This is a genomic window from Streptomyces sp. NPDC023481 (genome assembly GCF_055560195.1).
The window spans coordinates 401,301-416,574 of sequence record NZ_JBVHJE010000004.1 but is presented as its reverse complement, the minus strand read 5'-3'; the positions used below and the strand labels follow the sequence as shown (position 1 = coordinate 416,574).

Annotated in this window: 15 protein-coding genes and 1 tRNA gene; 5 read left to right on the top strand and 11 right to left on the bottom strand. The window is 71.4% G+C overall.

Translation table 11 applies throughout. The annotated features are described in order from the left end of the window. Window positions 1–6: 6 nt before the first annotated feature. Window positions 7–711, top strand: a complete 705-nt coding sequence (locus tag ACZ3ZD_RS12040; protein WP_467395674.1) for a thioesterase II family protein — start codon at window positions 7–9, stop codon at window positions 709–711. A 73-nt stretch (window positions 712–784) separates the two neighbouring features. Here ACZ3ZD_RS12040 and ACZ3ZD_RS12035 read toward each other — a convergent pair whose 3' ends face one another. The 4 genes from ACZ3ZD_RS12035 to ACZ3ZD_RS12020 all read right to left on the bottom strand — a co-directional run bounded on the left by ACZ3ZD_RS12035 (window position 785) and on the right by ACZ3ZD_RS12020 (window position 4,264). Beyond that, the gene (locus tag ACZ3ZD_RS12035) at window positions 785–2,356 is read right to left on the bottom strand and encodes an amino acid adenylation domain-containing protein (protein WP_467395672.1); all 1,572 of its coding nucleotides are present in this window, start codon (window positions 2,354–2,356) and stop codon (window positions 785–787) included. After that, on the bottom strand, window positions 2,353–3,375 hold the full coding sequence (locus ACZ3ZD_RS12030; protein WP_467395670.1) for an NAD-dependent epimerase/dehydratase family protein: 1,023 nt from the start codon (window positions 3,373–3,375) through the stop codon (window positions 2,353–2,355). Before ACZ3ZD_RS12030 ends, ACZ3ZD_RS12035 begins: the two co-directional genes overlap by 4 nt. Before the next feature lie 158 nt (window positions 3,376–3,533). Continuing rightward, a tRNA-Pro gene (locus tag ACZ3ZD_RS12025) sits at window positions 3,534–3,607 on the bottom strand. A gap of 138 nt (window positions 3,608–3,745) precedes the next feature. Next, window positions 3,746–4,264, bottom strand: coding sequence for a hypothetical protein (locus tag ACZ3ZD_RS12020; RefSeq protein ID WP_467395668.1), 519 nt, complete (start codon window positions 4,262–4,264; stop codon window positions 3,746–3,748). A gap of 127 nt (window positions 4,265–4,391) precedes the next feature. On the opposite strand from ACZ3ZD_RS12020, the gene ACZ3ZD_RS12015 reads away from it, so the two are divergent. Continuing rightward, window positions 4,392–4,736 carry a cupin domain-containing protein gene (locus ACZ3ZD_RS12015; RefSeq protein WP_467395666.1) on the top strand — a complete coding sequence of 115 codons (345 nt, stop codon included), beginning with the start codon at window positions 4,392–4,394 and terminating at the stop codon, window positions 4,734–4,736. Here the strand turns inward: ACZ3ZD_RS12015 and ACZ3ZD_RS12010 are convergent. Continuing rightward, window positions 4,726–5,733 carry a LacI family DNA-binding transcriptional regulator gene (locus ACZ3ZD_RS12010; protein WP_467395664.1) on the bottom strand — a complete coding sequence of 336 codons (1,008 nt, stop codon included), beginning with the start codon at window positions 5,731–5,733 and terminating at the stop codon, window positions 4,726–4,728. The genes ACZ3ZD_RS12015 and ACZ3ZD_RS12010 overlap by 11 nt on opposite strands. A gap of 118 nt (window positions 5,734–5,851) precedes the next feature. Here ACZ3ZD_RS12010 and ACZ3ZD_RS12005 point away from each other — a divergent pair, with 118 nt between their 5' ends. Continuing rightward, window positions 5,852–7,003: a Gfo/Idh/MocA family protein gene (locus tag ACZ3ZD_RS12005; protein ID WP_467395662.1), complete on the top strand. Its 1,152-nt coding sequence runs from the start codon at window positions 5,852–5,854 to the stop codon at window positions 7,001–7,003. On the opposite strand, the gene ACZ3ZD_RS12000 is transcribed toward ACZ3ZD_RS12005, so the two are convergent. Next, window positions 6,978–8,015, bottom strand: coding sequence for a LacI family DNA-binding transcriptional regulator (locus ACZ3ZD_RS12000; RefSeq protein ID WP_467395661.1), 1,038 nt, complete (start codon window positions 8,013–8,015; stop codon window positions 6,978–6,980). The genes ACZ3ZD_RS12005 and ACZ3ZD_RS12000 overlap by 26 nt on opposite strands. A 153-nt stretch (window positions 8,016–8,168) precedes the next feature. On the opposite strand from ACZ3ZD_RS12000, the gene ACZ3ZD_RS11995 reads away from it, so the two are divergent. Beyond that, complete coding sequence (locus tag ACZ3ZD_RS11995; RefSeq protein WP_467395659.1) at window positions 8,169–9,173, top strand: Gfo/Idh/MocA family protein; 1,005 nt, start codon at window positions 8,169–8,171, stop codon at window positions 9,171–9,173. 75 nt (window positions 9,174–9,248) lie between these two features. Here ACZ3ZD_RS11995 and ACZ3ZD_RS11990 read toward each other — a convergent pair whose 3' ends face one another. From ACZ3ZD_RS11990 to ACZ3ZD_RS11970, 5 genes are all read right to left on the bottom strand, one after another. Continuing rightward, entirely contained in the window at window positions 9,249–9,443 is a 195-nt protein-coding gene (locus ACZ3ZD_RS11990; protein ID WP_467395658.1) for a hypothetical protein, read from the bottom strand. Between the two features lie 171 nt (window positions 9,444–9,614). Then, complete coding sequence (locus tag ACZ3ZD_RS11985) at window positions 9,615–10,523, bottom strand: sugar phosphate isomerase/epimerase family protein (RefSeq protein WP_467395657.1); 909 nt, start codon at window positions 10,521–10,523, stop codon at window positions 9,615–9,617. A 2-nt stretch (window positions 10,524–10,525) separates the two neighbouring features. Next, window positions 10,526–11,431, bottom strand: coding sequence for an ATP-binding cassette domain-containing protein (locus tag ACZ3ZD_RS11980; RefSeq protein WP_467395655.1), 906 nt, complete (start codon window positions 11,429–11,431; stop codon window positions 10,526–10,528). A 4-nt stretch (window positions 11,432–11,435) separates the two neighbouring features. Further along, window positions 11,436–12,512: an ABC transporter permease gene (locus tag ACZ3ZD_RS11975; protein WP_467395653.1), complete on the bottom strand. Its 1,077-nt coding sequence runs from the start codon at window positions 12,510–12,512 to the stop codon at window positions 11,436–11,438. Beyond that, on the bottom strand, window positions 12,512–13,531 hold the full coding sequence (locus tag ACZ3ZD_RS11970) for a sugar ABC transporter substrate-binding protein (RefSeq protein WP_467395651.1): 1,020 nt from the start codon (window positions 13,529–13,531) through the stop codon (window positions 12,512–12,514). The genes ACZ3ZD_RS11975 and ACZ3ZD_RS11970 overlap by 1 nt, the downstream gene beginning before the upstream one ends. A gap of 422 nt (window positions 13,532–13,953) precedes the next feature. On the opposite strand from ACZ3ZD_RS11970, the gene ACZ3ZD_RS11965 reads away from it, so the two are divergent. Then, a complete protein-coding gene (locus ACZ3ZD_RS11965; protein WP_467395649.1) occupies window positions 13,954–15,267 on the top strand; it encodes an ABC transporter substrate-binding protein in 1,314 nt (437 codons plus the stop codon). Window positions 15,268–15,274: the final 7 nt, after the last annotated feature.

The following is a 15,274-nucleotide window of genomic DNA, read 5'->3' as shown; positions in this document are numbered from 1 at the left end:
GCCACGATGACGCTCTCCCTCATGTGCCTGCCCTACGCCGGAGGCGGGGCGGGAGTCTTCCGCCCCTGGCAGAACCAGCCCGACCTGCCGTTCCGCGTCGTCCCGGTACAGCTTCCCGGACGCGACGAATGGTTCGTCCAGGAACCCTGCACCACCATGGCGGACGCCGCCCGCGTCTGCGCCGACCAGATCCGCGAGGCGGCTGGGACCGGTCCGTTCGCCGTCTTCGGGCACAGCTTCGGCGCACTGCTCGCCTACGAGACGGTCCGGTTGCTCGCCTCCGACGGTGCACCGCTGCCGGAACACCTGGTGGTCAGCGGGGCGGCGGCGCCCGACGTCGACCGTCCCCGCATGGACGGCGCCCTGCTGGACGACGACGCGTTCGTCGCCCGCCTGCGTGAGCTGGTCGGATACGACCACGAGGCCTGGCACGAACCGGAGTTGAGGGAACTGCTGCTGCCCGCGCTCCGTGCCGACCTGGCGGTCCAGGACGCCTACGTACCCGTTCCCGGGCCCCCGTTGCCGATGCCGGTGACGGTCCTGCGCGGCACGCGGGACGACCTGGTGCGTCACGAGGACGCGGCCCGCTGGGTGGCGTACGCCTCCCGGGGAGCGCGGGTGGTGGACATGCCGGGCGGTCACATGTACTTCACCGAGGACTGGCCGCTGCTGTGGAAGACGCTCGGCACACTGCTGGCCGCCCCCGAGTGACGGTCCGCGACAAGCGGAAGAGCCGATGGGTCCCGTCCGGGTTCCCATCGGCTCTTTCCGTGTGCCGCCCGGTTCAGTCCCGGATCGCGGCCAGTTGCTCGGCCAGCACCCGGCGGTCCAGCTTTCCGTTGTGGTTCAGCGGCAGCTCGGGCCGGTGCGTGAACCGGTGCGGCACCATGTACCGCGGCAGGCGTGCCGAGAGCGCCTGCCTAAGGTCCGCGGCCGGCCGGACCGTACCGGTGTACGCGGCCTCCAGACGGGTCTGCCCGTCCTCGTCGCGCAGGGCCACGACCGCCACCTGGCCGATGTCCTCCTGTTCCCGCAGCACCGCCTCGGTCTCGCCGATCTCCACCCGCTGACCCATGATCTTGACCTGATGGTCGAGCCGCCCGAGGTGCACCAGGGTCCCGCCCTCCAGCACCTGGACCAGGTCACCGGTGCGGTACCAGTGCTTCTCGTCCGGCACGTACCGCCCGGCGGTCTCCACCGGGCGCCCCGAGGCGTCCAGGAACCGCCCCCGGTTGTCCTTCTCGTCGAGGTAACCGGCGAACCGCTGGACACCGCGCAGCCACAGCTCGCCCACGTCGGAGGGCCGGCCCTCCTCGTCCACCACCTGATGGTCGAGGTGGGGGTAGACCTCGCCGATGGGAAGGGTGCCGTTGGCCGTGTCCGGCCAGTCCTCGGTCCGTTCCGGCAGCCGGTACTGCGACGAGAGGATGGTCAGCTCGGTCGGCCCGTACACGTTCTCGATGACGCTGTGCGGTGCGGCGGCACGCCAGGCTCTCGCCTGCTGCACCGTGAGCTGCTCGCCGCCGAAGAGGGTCCAGCGCAGCGACGGCATCGCACCCGGGACGAGCCCTCCGGTCAGGTCGGCCATCGTGATCACGGACGGTACCGAGAACCAGTGCGTGATCTGTTCGCGCGTCACGAACCGTGCGGGCTTGGGGAGTTCGGACCGTGGCGGCACGACCAGCGTGGCACCCGAGCCCCAGGCGCCGAACATCTCGAGGACGGACGCGTCGAAGGCCAGTCCGCTGTTCTGGGCCATCCGGCAGCCCGGCCCGAGCGCGTAGCGGTCGATGACGTACCGCAGGAAGGCGTCCATGCCGCGGTGCGCGATCGGTACGCCCTTGGGGGTTCCGGTGGAGCCCGAGGTGAACAGCACGTAGGCGATGTCCCCTGCCTGCACCTCGGCCGCGGGCAGCGGGGCCGGCGCCGTGTTCCCGGCGCGCAGCCGGGCCAGGAGGTCCTCGGACAGCAGCAGGGCCGGGATCTCGGGATCCCCGGGAACCGGGGCGCGGTCGGTCAGGTGCAGCTCCAGACCGGCGGTCCGTGCGATGGTGGCCCGCCGGGCCGGGGGGAAGGACGTGTGGAGCGGGACCACGGCCGCGCCCAGGCGCAGCACCGCCAGAACTCCCGCGTACGTCAGCACGTTCGGCGCGGTCGTCAGGCCCACCCGGCGCGGGGCGGAGCCGCCGCACAGGGTGAGGATCTCTCCGGCCAGGGCCGTGGCCAGGTCCTCCAGTTCCCGGTAGGTGAGCCGCTCGCCGCCGGCCTCCAGGGCGACGAGACCGCCGTGTTCGCGTGCCGACGCGGCGAACCAGTCGTACAGGGCGCGCGGCGTGTCGTGCTCTCGTCCGGTCATCGGCTGCCCGCCTTCGTCTGCCACGCGCGAAGTACTTCGCGCTCCTTCTCCGGATCGATGCCGAGCACGATGTCGCCCTGCCGGTAGGGCGTCTCGGACGGACCGCGCTCGCGCAGCCACTGCCAGGTGTCCGCGACCGTCCTGCCGAGCGGGCGGCAGCGCAGTCCGGCGCCGGTCGCCTTGGCGGGGTAAGCGGCCCAGGCGCCCGCCATGGCGGGCTGCTCGGTCGCCCAGAACGGCAGCTCGGTCCAGGCTCCCACCTCGTGGTCGGCGAGGAACTCCTCGTCGACCCAGACGGGTTGGGCTCCGGCCCCGGTCACCTGGGCGCACAGGTCCAGCAGTTCGCCGAGTGTCGTGGTGTCCTTGGGGCCGGCGACCAGGTAACGCCCGGCGGCGCCCGCCTCCAGCAGGTCCAGACCGAACGCCGCGATGTCCCGGGCGTCGATGAGCTGGATCGTCTGGTCGGGCCGACCCGGCGCGAGGACCTCACCGCCGCGCGCCATGCGCTCCAGCCACCACAGCAGCCGTCCGGGAGTCTCGCGCGGGCCCACGATCAGCCCGGGGTTGAGGATGAGGACGTCGCCCTCGAAGTACTTCTCGACGGCCCGCTCACACCCCGCCTTCAGCGCATTGCCCGGTACGTCGTCCACGGCCGCGTCCGGCGGACACGCATGGCGCGTCGAATCCTCGCTGACGGGCCCGGCGGGCCAGTCGAGATAGGCGTGGAAGGACGATACGAACAGATAGGTCTCCGCGTGCGCGCTGAGCGCCTTGGCCGATCGTCCGACGGTACGGGGATGGAAACCGCTGGTGTCGATGACCGCGTCCCAGGGGCCCTTCGCGGCCAACGCCTCCAGATCGGCGGAATTCTCCCGGTCGCCGCGAAGGTTGTCCGCTCCCTCTGTGTCCGGTCCGGATTTTCCCCGGTTGAAGACGGTTAAGGCATGACCACGGCCGATTGCCTCCTGCACAAAGGCTTGTCCCAGGAATACCGAGCCGCCTATGACGAGAATCCTCATCGTGACATGATCACGCAACTGCCGTCGCTTGACAAGGAATCCCGGTGCCGGCGACTTCCCGGGAAAGCGACGGGAGTCCGGCTCCGCGCACCCGGAATGGACCAAGGGCCGGTTTCGGATGCCTCCGAAACCGGCCCTTGCCTTGCGACTGTCTCCAGTCGGGACGACAGGATTTGAACCTGCGACCCCTTGACCCCCAGTCAAGTGCGCTACCAAGCTGCGCCACGTCCCGCCGCGATCCCCCGCGGGTTTCCCGCGTGATCACGCACGTCAACCCTACCGCACGCGCGCGGGTGCCCAGGTCGGGTCCGGGTCGGACGGAGGAGACCCGGGCGTGGGGGCGGCGGCGGGCGCACGGCGGGCCCGGCCCCTACTTGATCAGCGCGTTCGCCCCCACCACGACCAGGCCCAGCAGCGCGTCGCCCAGGCCCATCAGGACGGCGATCGGCCAGCTGCGGGCGGACCAGCGGGCGGTGACGAGACCGAGGGCGAACAGGATCGCGATGTTGAGGGCGAACGCCGCGTACTCGACCCCCTTCGCGGGCCACCAGCCCCAGCGCGCGCCCGCCAGCAGCAGGACCGTGGGCAGGACGGCCGTGACGAGCGGCCACTCGTCGCGCAGGGCGCGCAGGATGTCCCAGCGGCGGTGCGGGGTGCGCTCGGCGATGTAGTGGGCGTAGCCGTGGGCGAGGGCGGAGGCGCACGCGGTCACCAGCACCCATGCGGCGTCGTAGCCGCGGACGTCGGCGGAGGTGTGCCCGTACTGGGTGAGCGCCGCCACCATCGAACTGGCGAGGACGGCGCCGTACACCCCGCCGAACAGGACGATCTCGCGGGTGCCCTGGTGCCGGGGCGGCGGTGCCGTGCCGACCGCCGTGGAGTCAGCCATGTCCCCACGATCACGCGCGGCGGGCGCCCCCGCCACCGCGCGGCCGACGAAGTGTCCGCTGACCGGACCCGATCCCACACAGTCTGTCGACGGCTGCCCGGCCCCGGCGCCGACTAGGGTCGGCCGTATGACGCCCAGCTTCGCGCTCCACATCCCCGACGCCGACCTCGAACCCGAGCCCCTGGACCCGGAGCAGATCGTCTCCGGGAACCCGGAGGTCACCGGGAAGGTGGTCTGGGAGTCGGCGGACGGCCGGCAGGTCCGCGGCATCTGGCAGATCACCCCGGGCGTGGTCACCGACACGGAGGCGGACGAGCTGTTCGTGGTGGTCAGCGGATCCGCGACGATCGAGGTGGCCGGCGGGCCGACGCTGACGGTGGGGCCCGGCGACATGGCGGTGCTCCGCGCGGGCGACCGTACGACCTGGACGGTGCACGAGACGCTGCGCAAGGCGTACGCGATCAGCCTGTGAGACCGGCTGCGGGCGGGCCCGTCGTCCCCCGGATCTCCAGTGCCGGCACGGCCAGCCGCACCCGGCCCTCCTGCCCCGGTCGTTCGAAGCGGTCCAGCAGGCAGTGGGCGGCGCGCCGGCCCACCTCGTGCGGGGCGGCGTCGACGGTGGTCAGCCAGAGGTGCCGCAGCCGGGAGACGCTGGTGTTGTCGTACCCGGCCACCGACAGGTCGTGGGGCACTCGCCGGCCCAGTTCCCCGGCCGCCGACAGGGCGCCCACCGCGGCCATGTCGTTGACGGCGAAGAGCGCGGTGGGCGGTTCCGGGCGGCTGAGCAGCCGTACGGTCCCGCGGTAGCCGCCCTCCTCGGTGAGGTCGCCGGGTTCGACCAGCGGCTCGGCGCCGTGCTCCCGCATCGCCGCCTCGAAGCCGCGCCGGCGCAGCGCGCCGACGGCGCCGTGGCCCGCGAGGTGCGCGATCCGGCGGTGGCCGAGCCCGAGCAGGTGCTCGGTGGCGAGCCGGGCGCCCCGCTCGTCGTCGCCGGCGACCAGGTCCACGCCCGGCGGCGGCGCCTCGCGCGCGCCCGCCACGACGACCGGCATCCGCCGCGCGAGCGCCCCGAGGCCGCCCGCGTCCGGCACCGTGCCGACCACCACCAGGCCGTCGACACCCAGGTCCAGGAAGGGTTCGGCGAGGTCGTGGCCGATGCGCCGGTTCAGGCGCGCGTCGGCGAGGAGCATGCGCAGGCCGGCCGCGTGCAGCGGAGGGTTCAGGCCGTCGAGCAGGTCGACGAACCAGGGATTGCGCAGGTCGTCGAGGAGGACGCCGACCGTGCGGGTGCGCTGCTCGCTCAGGCTGCGGGCCGCCGCGTTCGGCCGGTAGCCCAGCTCGCGCGCGGCCCGCAGGACCGCGTCCCGTTTCTCCGGGCGCACCGGTCCCGAGCCGCGCAGCACCAGCGAGACCAGCGACTTCGACACGCCGGCCCGTTCGGCCACGTCGCGGATCGTCGGCGGTCTCATGGCATGGACCGTTCCATGCGGCCCACCGTGCTGTCAAAGGGTTGACACGCTGGCCATGTCCGAACAAAGGTGGCGTGGGTCGCGTGTGGACCGGTCCAACAAAGGGAGGCTGGCTGTCATGGTGGACGCGCTCGGTGTCGCCGTCGTCGGGTTCGGCTGGATGGGCCGGGTGCACACCCAGGCGTACGCCCGCCTCCCGCACCACTACCCCCGGCTCCCGCTGCGGCCCCGGCTGGTCGCGGTCGCCGAGGAGGTGCCGGGGCGGGCCGAGGAGGCCGCCGAGCGGTTCGGGTTCGCCTCGGCGACCAGGGACTGGCGGGAGGTGGCGGCCGACCCGCGGGTGCAGGCGGTGAGCGTCACCGCGCCGAACTTCCTGCACCGGGAGATCGGCGTGGCGATGGCCGAGGCCGGCAAGCACCTGTGGATCGAGAAGCCGGTGGGCCTGACCGCCGGGGACGCCCGCGCGGTCGCCGACGCCGTCGCCGGGGCCGGCGTCCAGGGCACGGTCGGCTTCAACTACCGCAACGCGCCCGCCGTGGAGGCGGCCCGCGAGCTGATCGCGTCCGGCGAGCTCGGCGCGGTCACCCATGTCCGCGTCCGCTTCCTCAGCGACTACGCGGCCCACCCGGACGGCGCCCTGACCTGGCGGTACGAGCGGGCGCGCGGCGGCAGCGGGGTGCTCGGCGACCTGGCCTCGCACGGCGCCGACCTGGCCCGCTTCCTGCTCGGCGACATCGCCGCGCTCACCGCGGACACGGCGGTCTTCGTGCCGGAACGGGCCCGTCCGAGCGGTGCGACGGCCGGTCACGCCCTGGCCGCCGGCGGCGAGCGCGGCCCGGTGGAGAACGAGGACTACGTCGGCTGCCTGCTGCGTTTCGCCTCCGGCGCCCGCGGGGTCCTGGAGGCCTGCCGGGTGTCGGTCGGCGAGCAGAACAACTACGGCTTCGAGGTGCACGGCACCCGGGGCGCGGTCTTCTGGGACTTCCGCCGGATGAACGAGCTGAGGGTCAGCCGCGGTACGAGCTACCAGGACCAGCCGGTGAGCACGGTGTACGTCGGCCCGGGCGCCGGCGAGTTCGCCGCGTTCCAGCCGGGCGCGGCCAACGCGATGGGCTACGACGACCTGAAGGTGATCGAGGCGTACCGCTTCGTCCGCTCCATCGCCGAGGGCAGGCCGTACGGCGCCACCCTCGCGGACGCGGTGCGCAGCGCGACCGTGCTGGACGCCATGGCGGAGTCGGCGCTCAGCGGCCGGTGGGTCGGACTGTAGGCATGTTGTACGGGGTGACCACCTGTATCGCCGACGGCGGCACCGGCCCGGCGGGCGGCAGCGCGCCGTGGAAGCGCATGACCTCGTGACAGGCCTCGCGCAGGTCGTGCCGCAGGTCGTGGTGGAGCACGGCGGACAGGCGGTGCTCACGCAGCAGGCGGGTGTTGTCGTGGTCCAGGTCGTGCGCGACGAACACGGCGCAGTCGCGGCCGAGGTCGGCGAAGGCCCGCAGGGTGGCGATGTTGCCGCCGCCGATGGAGTACACCGCCCGGATCTCCGGGTCGCGGTCCAGGGCGGCGCGGACCAGGTCGTACTGGGTGGCGTCCAGGCCCTGCCCCTCGGTGATCTCCACCAGCGCGCGCCGCGGCTGCCGGGCCCGCATCACGCTCCGGAACCCCATCTCGCGTTCCTCCTCGTTGCGGAAGAAGCCGCTGCTGAGGCTGGTGAGGACGTTGCCGGGCCGGTCGCCGAGCCACTGGCCCATCAGGTAGGCGGCGGTCGCGCCGGCCGCCCGGTTGTCGATGCCGACGTAGCCGACGCGGCCGCTCGCGGGGAGGTCGGTGACGAGGGTGACGACCGGGACGCCGGCGGCGGCGAGCCGGCCGACCGCGGCGGTGACCTCGGGGACGTCCGGTGCCTTGAGGATCACGCCCTGCGAGCCGCGCCGGGCGATCCGGTCCAGCGTGCCGGCCAGTTCCCGGGCCGGGCCGGTCTCGCGGAAGTGGAAGCGGGAGCGGACGACGGCCGGGTGCAGCGCGGGCAGTTCGGCCTCCAGGGCGGCGCGTACGGCGGTGGTGAACCGCTCGGGGGCCTGCGCCACGATGTCGACCATGAAGGTACGGCCGACCAGCCGGACCTGAGTGCGCTGCCGGTCGAGGTCGGCGATGGCCCGGTGCACCTCCCGGGCGGTGCTCTCCCGCACCCCTCCCCTGCCGTTCAGCACGCGGTCCACGGTGGCCTCGCTCAGCCCGGCCTGAAGTGCGATCTCCCGGATCGGGAACGGGTGGCCCATGGACCGGCTCCTTGAGGGGTTTTTGATGGATCTCTGCTGGTTGTTCGAGGGGTTTGTACTGACAAGAATGACAGAGCCGCGGCCGACTGCGGACTCGACCGGCCTGCCCCGCAACCGGCCTTCCCCGCGGCCCTTTCGCACTCCAGGAGCACCATGCGTATCGGAATCCTCGGCCTCGGCCGTATCGGCGCCTTCCACGCCGAGACCCTCTTCGGACTCGACGCCGTCGAGTCGCTCGTCGTCGCCGACCCGTTCGCGGACGCGGCCAAGGCCGCCGCCGAGCGGTTCGGTGCCGAGGTCGCGGACTCGCCCGAGGCGCTGCTGGCGGCCGGCGTGGACGGCCTCGTCGTCGCGGCGGCCACCGACGCCCACCCCGCCCTGATCCTGGCCGGTGTCGAGGCCGGTGTCCCGGTCTTCTGCGAGAAGCCCGTGGCCCGGACGATGGGTGAGGGCGTCGAGGTCCTCCGGGGCGTCCAGGGCAGCGGCGTGCCGGTCCAGATCGGCTTCAACCGGCGCTTCGACGCGGGCTTCGCCGCCGCGCGGGCCGCCGTACGGGCCGGCGAGCTGGGTCCGCTGCACACGGTCCGCTCCACGACCCTGGACCCGGCGCCGCCGCCGGCCGCCTACGTCGCCGCGTCCGGCGGTATCTTCCGCGACTGCTCCGTGCACGACTTCGACGTCATCCGCTGGGTGACGGGCCGTGAGGTCACCGAGGTGTACGCGGTGGGCGGCAACCGGGGCGCCGACTACATCGCGGCGGCGGGTGACGCCGACACCACCGGCGCGGTGCTGACCCTGGACGACGGTACGATCGCGGTGGTGTCCAACTCCCGGCACAACGGGCGCGGTTACGACGTGCGCATGGAGCTTCACGGCTTCGCCGACTCCCTCGCCGTCGGCCTGGACGACAAGCTGCCGCTGCGCTCGGTCGAGCCCGGTGCGACCTTCCCGTCCGGGACGCCGCACGACTTCTTCATGGACCGCTTCGCCGCCGCCTACCGCGCCGAACTGGCCGCGTTCACCGAGGTCGTGGCCGGCGCCCGGCCCTCCCCGTGCACCGTCGAGGACGCCTTGGAGGCCGGCTGGATCGCCGAGGCGTGCACGCTGTCCCTGCGCGAGCACCGGCCGGTGACGCTCGCCGAGGTGCGGCGGGGCTGAGCCCCCCTGGGCGGGCCGCAACCCCGCGGGGGCGGCGCCGGGCTACCGCCCGGCGCCGCCTCGCTCCGTTCCGCGTCAGCCGCAGTACCGGATCAGCCACTCGTCGGGGTTGTAGGTGTCCCGCGCCGGGTCCGGCACGGTCGCCGGCCTGGTCTCGACCGTGTCCTGCGGACGTATCCGCTCGGGCAGCGTGCCGAAGCGGTCGCGGCGCAGGGCCGCGGCGTCGGCCGGGTCCTGGGGCGTGGTGGGGGCTTCCGTACGGTGTGTCATCTCGTCCTCCCGTCCCGCGCGGGCGTTCCCCGTTGAAAGTCTGAACGGCCGCGTGCCCCCGTTGGTTCCCGGCCACTCGCTGACCGAATCCATCGGGACAGCGCAGGAACCGGGCCGCGGTGGCGCGACACCGCGGCCCGGTCCGGTGCGACTGCCCGCCCCCCGGGTCTCTCAGGCCCCGCAGGACCGCAGGAAGCGCCGGGTGCGTACCGCGATGGGCAGGGGCTTGTCCGGCTCGCACGGGTACATGTCCTGCTCGACGATCGCGAACAGCTCCACGCCCAGCTTCTGCGCCGCCTCCAGCACCGGCCCCAGCTCCGGGACGCCGGACGGCGGTTCGCACATCACCCCGCGCTGCACCGCCGGCCCGAACGGCACCCCGCCCGCGACGACCTCGGCGAGGATGTCCGGGTCGACCTGCTTGAGGTGCAGGTATCCGACGCGCTCGCCGTAGGTCTCGATCAGCTTGACGCTGTCCCCGCCGCAGTAGGCGTAGTGCCCGGTGTCCAGGCAGAGGTTGACCAGCTCGGAGTCGGTCGAGTCCAGGAAGCGCTCGACGTGTTCCTCGGTGTCGATGTGGGTGTCGGCGTGCGGGTGCACCACGATGTCCAGGCCGTAGGTCTCCTTGACCTCGTGGCCGAGCCGCTCCATGCCCTTGGTCAGGTGCGCCCACTGCCCGGCGGTCAGCTCGGGGGGCTCCAGGATCTCGGCGGTCTTGTCGTCCCGCCAGAAGGAGGGGATGACCACGAGGTGCCGGGCGCCCATCGCCTGGGTGAGCGCGGCGACCTGGCTGACGTGCGCCCAGGTCTTCTCCCAGACGGCGGGGCCGCGGTGCATGCCGGTGAAGACCGTGCCCGCCGAGACCTTCAGGTTCCGCCTGGCCACCTCGTCGGTGAGCCGTGCCGGGTCGGTGGGCAGGTAGCCGTAGGGGCCCAGTTCGATCCACTCGTAGCCGGCCTCGGCGACCTCGTCCAGGAAGCGTTCCCAGGGCACCTGCCGTGGGTCGTCGGGGAACCAGACGCCCCAGGAGTCCGGGGCCGAGCCGACCCGGATGCGGTCGAGCGGGGTGGGGTGCGCCATGATCAGGGGGTTCCTTCCGGGGAGGTGGCCACGGGTGTGCTGAGGTCGCCCTCCTCGGGCAGTCCGGCCACGTCGACGCCGCGTACCTGGGCCAGCTCGTGCTTGAGCGCGGCGAGTTCGGTGCCGCCGGCCATGTGGTGGGTCAGCTCTTCGAGGCCGATCCCGCTGCGTGCGGCGCTCAGTTCGAGGGTGCCGAGGCGCAGGACGCTGAAGTGGTCGCCGACCATGTAGGCGTGGTGGGGGTTGTGGGTGATGAAGATGACGCCGAGGCCGCGGTCGCGGGCGGCGGCGATGTACTTCAGGACCACGCCGGACTGCTTGACGCCGAGGGCGGCCGTCGGCTCGTCCAGGATGAGGACGCGGGCGCCGAAGTGGACGGCGCGGGCGATGGCCACGCACTGGCGCTGGCCGCCGGAGAGGGTGCCGATGGGTTGGTCCAGGTCGTCCAGGACGATGCCCATGTTGCGCAGTTCCCGGTCCGCGGTCCGCTTCATGCGGGCGATGTCGAGCCGGCGCACCGGCCAGGGGCCCTTGGTCAGCTCGGAGCCGAGGAAGAAGTTCCGCCACACCGGCATCAGCGGGACGGTGGCCAGGTCCTGGTAGACGGTGGCGATGCCCCGGTCGAGGGCCTCGCGCGGGGTGCTGAACCGCACCGGCTCTCCGTCGACCAGGAACTCGCCCTCGGTGTGCTGGTGCAGCCCCGAGATGATCTTGATGAGGGTGGACTTGCCGGCACCGTTGTCGCCGAGCACACAGGTGACCTGACCGGCGTGGACCTCCAGGTCGACGCCGTGCAGGGCGCGGATGTTGCCGTAGGACTTGCCCGCGCCGCGCAGTTCGACGAGGGGGCCGTCGACGGTGGGCGGGGTGTCCTTCACGACGGTGCCGTGGGTCGTGGGGTCGGTCATCGCTTCACCTCCGGGTCGCCGTGCGCTGGACCCACAGATTGATCAGGACGGCGCCGAGCAGCATCACGCCGAGGAAGGCCTTGAACCAGTCGGGGTTCCAGCCGGCGTAGACGATGCCCTGCTGCACCATGCCGAACATGAACGCGCCGAAGACCGGGCCGATCGCGGAGCCGTAGCCGCCGGTGAGCAGGCAGCCGCCGATGACGGCCGCGGCGATGTAGATCAGCTCCTGGCCGACGCCCTCGCCGGACTGCACGGTGTTGAACGAGAACAGGTTGTGCATGCCGACGAACCAGGCGCCGAAGCCGACCAGCATGAACAGGCTGATCTTGGTGAACGTCACCGGGACGCCGACCGCGCGGGCGCTGTCCTTGTTGCCGCCGACGGCGAAGATCCAGTTGCCGTACTTGGTGCGCAGCAGCACCCAGGTGGCGAGGGCCGCGAAGACCAGCCACCAGATGACGGTGATCTTCACCTGGACCCCGGCCACGTCGAAGGTGGAGGCGAAGATCCTCCTGGCCTGGGCGAAGCCGTCCATGTCGCTGATGTCGTCGGTGGCGACGTTGCCGGTGACCAGCTTGGTCACGGCGAGGTTGGCGCCCTGGAGGATCAGGAAGGTGCCGAGGGTGACCAGGAAGCTGGGCAGTCCGGTCTTCACGACCATCCAGCCGTTGAAGGCGCCGATCCCGAGGGAGACGACCAGGGCGACGAGGACGCCGGTCCACACGTTCACGGTGAGCTGGTAGCTGAGCATGCTCGCGGTGAGCGCGGAGGAGATCACCGCGACGCCGGCGGAGAGGTCGAACTCGCCGCCGATCATCAGCAGGGCCACCGGGAGGGCCATGATGCCGATGGTCGAGGACTGGTACAGGATGTTCGCCATCGAGCTGCCGTCGCGTACCGGTGGCGCCGTGATCAGGAAGAAGACCAGGACGGCGGCGGCGCCGAGGAAGACGCCCACCTCGGGCCGGGCCAGCAGCCTGAGGGCCAGGGGGCGCCGGGCGGTGCGACCGTCGGACTGCTTCGGTCCGGGCGCGGGCGGAACGTCCACCGCCGGTTCAGCCTGCCGGGCCATGCTCATCACCGGGTGCCCTTCGCGGCGAACTCGGCGACCTTGTCGACGTTGGACCTGTCGACGAAGGCCGGGCCGGTGAGCACCGGCTCCTCACCGCCGCCGCTGTAGTTGCCGTTGTTCTTGTAGAGCCACAGCGAGTCGACCGCCAGGTAGCCCTGCAGGTAGGGCTGCTGGTCGACGGCGAACTCGACCGTGTCGTTCTGCACCGCCTTGACCAGGTCCTTGTTGAGGTCGAAGGTGGCCACCTTCGCCTTGCTGCCGGCGTCGCCCACCGCCTGCGCCGCGGTCAGCGCGAACGGGGCGCCGAGGGTGACGACCGTGTCGACGGACTTGTCCTGCTTCAGCTTGGCCGTGATGGTCGACTTCACGGACGGCATGTCGGTGCCATTCACGTACAGGGTCTCAGCGGTGCCCCGGAACGTCTTCTTCACGCCGTCGCAGCGCTGGGTGAGGCCCACGTTGCCCTGTTCCTGGATCACGCACACGATCTTCTTGGCGCCGGTGGTGTTGAGCTTCTTGCCGAACGCCTCGCCCGCCACGCTCTCGTCCTGCCCGAAGAACTCCAGCAGGCCGAGCTTCTTCCAGTCGCTCAGTCCCGAGTTGAGGCCGACCACCGGTATGCCGGCCTGCCGCGCCTTGCCGAGCACGCCCTTCATGGCGTCGGGCTTGGCGAGGGTGACGGCGATGCCGTCGACCTTCTGGTCGATCGCGTTCTGCACGTAGTTGGCCTGGTTGCCCGCGTTGGGGTCGGCGGAGTAGACCAGCTTGATGTTGTCCTTGGCCGCCGCGGCCTCGGCGCCCTTGCGGACGGTGTCCCAGAAGGTGTCGCCGGGCGCCTGGTGGGTGACCAGCGCGACGGTCATACGGGGGGTGTCGGCCTTGCCAGCGGAGGCGTTCGCCGCTTCCTCCTCGGCCTTCTTGCCGCCGGAACTGCTGGAGCAGCCGGCGAGGGTGAGGGCTGCCGCGGCGGCCATGGCCACCACGGGGGCCAGTCCCCGGGAGCGGGGGCGAGAAGAGCGGTCCATCGTTTCCTGCACCTCACTGTGCGTGCGACGGGGCAAGGGACGCGAGTGCGTTGGGACGGGATACAAGCCTCTGCCGGGCCCGCTGTCAATACTTTGTTAAGACATCATTTCACGAGCAGGTCCGAATGTCTGTACATATCGCCGACACCCACGGGAGCGGGACCTGCGCCCGAGGGCATGAGCCCAGTACACCGCACCGCCGACGGTTCGACCTCCGACCGCCGGCGGAACCTGGTGACGGTGACGATTACGTTTCGGGCAAGAGACCCTGCCGTGGGCACCGGAGCTATTGACGCATGAGCGGACATGCGGCTGTTATTACGCCCACGATGTTCGGTCGAGTTGGTTTCTGAGCGGTTTCGAAGACCTTTCGGTGATCAACTCATCCCCTTGGCCGAACCCTGCATTCCTCAGGAGCCGCCATGCGCCCCTCCCCCTCCGGTCTGTCCCTGACCGGTCCCAGCCGTCGTTCCCTGCTCCGCGGAGCGGGCGGTGCCGCCCTGGTCGCCGGAGCCGGCATACCCCTGCTGTCCGCCTGCGGTGGCAGCGGGTCCGGCTCCGACCCGAAGACCGTCACCCTCGGCTCCAACCAGTCCGACGCCGTGCCGAAGAAGGCCTACGGCGACATCTACACGGCCTTCACCAAGCAGTCCGGCATCAAGGTCGATGTCAACACCAAGGACCACAACACCTTCCAGGAGCAGATCAACTCGTATCTGCAGGGCACGCCGGATGACGTGTTCAACTGGTTCGCCGGCTACCGCATGCAGTTCTTCGCGGCCAAGGGCCTCGCCAGCCCGGTCGACGACGTGTGGGAGAAGATCGGGGGCAACTTCCCCGACGCGATGAAGAAGCTCAGCAAGGGCGCGGACGGCAAGTACTACTTCGTGCCGCTGACCACGTACCCCTGGGCGGTCTTCTACCGCAAGAGCGTGTTCCGGCAGCACGGCTACGAGGTCCCCACCACCTGGGACCAACTGGTCGCCCTGTGCAAGCAGATGAAGAAGGACGGCCTGGTCCCGATCGCCTTCGGCGACAAGGACGCCTGGCCCGCGATGGGCACCTTCGACCAGCTCAACTTCCGCCTCAACGGCTACGACTTCCACGTCCAGCTGATGGCCGGCAAGGCCTCCTGGACCGACGCGAAGGTCAAGGCCGTCTTCGACCACTGGTCCGAGCTGCTCCCCTACCACCAGGACGGCTTCATGGGCCGTACCTGGCAGGACGCGGCGCAGACGCTGGTGGCGAAGAAGGCCGGCATGTACCTCCTCGGCTCCTTCGTCGGCCAGCAGTTCACCAACAAGGCCGACCTGGACGACCTCGACTTCTTCCCCTTCCCGGAGATCAACCCCGCGTACGGCCAGGACACCGTCGAGGCGCCCACCGACGGCTTCATGGTCTCCAAGTCGCCGAAGAACCACGCCGGTGTGGTGAAGCTGCTGGAGTACCTCGGCACCCCGGCGGCCGAGGAGATCTACCTCAAGAGCGACCCGACCGTGGTGGCCGCCTCGACCAAGGCCTCCACCGCGTCGTACTCGGCGCTGCAGAAGAAGGCGTTCGAGATGATCTCCGGCGCCAAGAGCCTCACCCAGTTCATGGACCGCGACTCCCGGCCCGACTTCACCGCCACGGTGATGCAGCCCGGCCTGCAGAAGTTCCTGCAGAACCCCAAGGGCGTGGACGGCCTGCTGTCGTCCATCGAACGCCAGAAGAAGACGATCTTCGCTTCGTCGTGAGCGCCCC

Bases quoted from the DNA above. Each gene is read 5' to 3' on its own strand.
- ACZ3ZD_RS12040 (WP_467395674.1), top strand. From the start codon at position 7: ATGACGCTCTCCCTCATGTGCCTGCCCTACGCCGGAGGCGGGGCGGGA.
- ACZ3ZD_RS12035 (WP_467395672.1), bottom strand. From the start codon at position 2,356: ATGACCGGACGAGAGCACGACACGCCGCGCGCCCTGTACGACTGGTTC.
- ACZ3ZD_RS12030 (WP_467395670.1), bottom strand. From the start codon at position 3,375: ATGAGGATTCTCGTCATAGGCGGCTCGGTATTCCTGGGACAAGCCTTT.
- ACZ3ZD_RS12020 (WP_467395668.1), bottom strand. From the start codon at position 4,264: ATGGCTGACTCCACGGCGGTCGGCACGGCACCGCCGCCCCGGCACCAG.
- ACZ3ZD_RS12015 (WP_467395666.1), top strand. From the start codon at position 4,392: ATGACGCCCAGCTTCGCGCTCCACATCCCCGACGCCGACCTCGAACCC.
- ACZ3ZD_RS12010 (WP_467395664.1), bottom strand. From the start codon at position 5,733: ATGAGACCGCCGACGATCCGCGACGTGGCCGAACGGGCCGGCGTGTCG.
- ACZ3ZD_RS12005 (WP_467395662.1), top strand. From the start codon at position 5,852: ATGGTGGACGCGCTCGGTGTCGCCGTCGTCGGGTTCGGCTGGATGGGC.
- ACZ3ZD_RS12000 (WP_467395661.1), bottom strand. From the start codon at position 8,015: ATGGGCCACCCGTTCCCGATCCGGGAGATCGCACTTCAGGCCGGGCTG.
- ACZ3ZD_RS11995 (WP_467395659.1), top strand. From the start codon at position 8,169: ATGCGTATCGGAATCCTCGGCCTCGGCCGTATCGGCGCCTTCCACGCC.
- ACZ3ZD_RS11990 (WP_467395658.1), bottom strand. From the start codon at position 9,443: ATGACACACCGTACGGAAGCCCCCACCACGCCCCAGGACCCGGCCGAC.
- ACZ3ZD_RS11985 (WP_467395657.1), bottom strand. From the start codon at position 10,523: ATGGCGCACCCCACCCCGCTCGACCGCATCCGGGTCGGCTCGGCCCCG.
- ACZ3ZD_RS11980 (WP_467395655.1), bottom strand. From the start codon at position 11,431: ATGACCGACCCCACGACCCACGGCACCGTCGTGAAGGACACCCCGCCC.
- ACZ3ZD_RS11975 (WP_467395653.1), bottom strand. From the start codon at position 12,512: ATGAGCATGGCCCGGCAGGCTGAACCGGCGGTGGACGTTCCGCCCGCG.
- ACZ3ZD_RS11970 (WP_467395651.1), bottom strand. From the start codon at position 13,531: ATGGACCGCTCTTCTCGCCCCCGCTCCCGGGGACTGGCCCCCGTGGTG.
- ACZ3ZD_RS11965 (WP_467395649.1), top strand. From the start codon at position 13,954: ATGCGCCCCTCCCCCTCCGGTCTGTCCCTGACCGGTCCCAGCCGTCGT.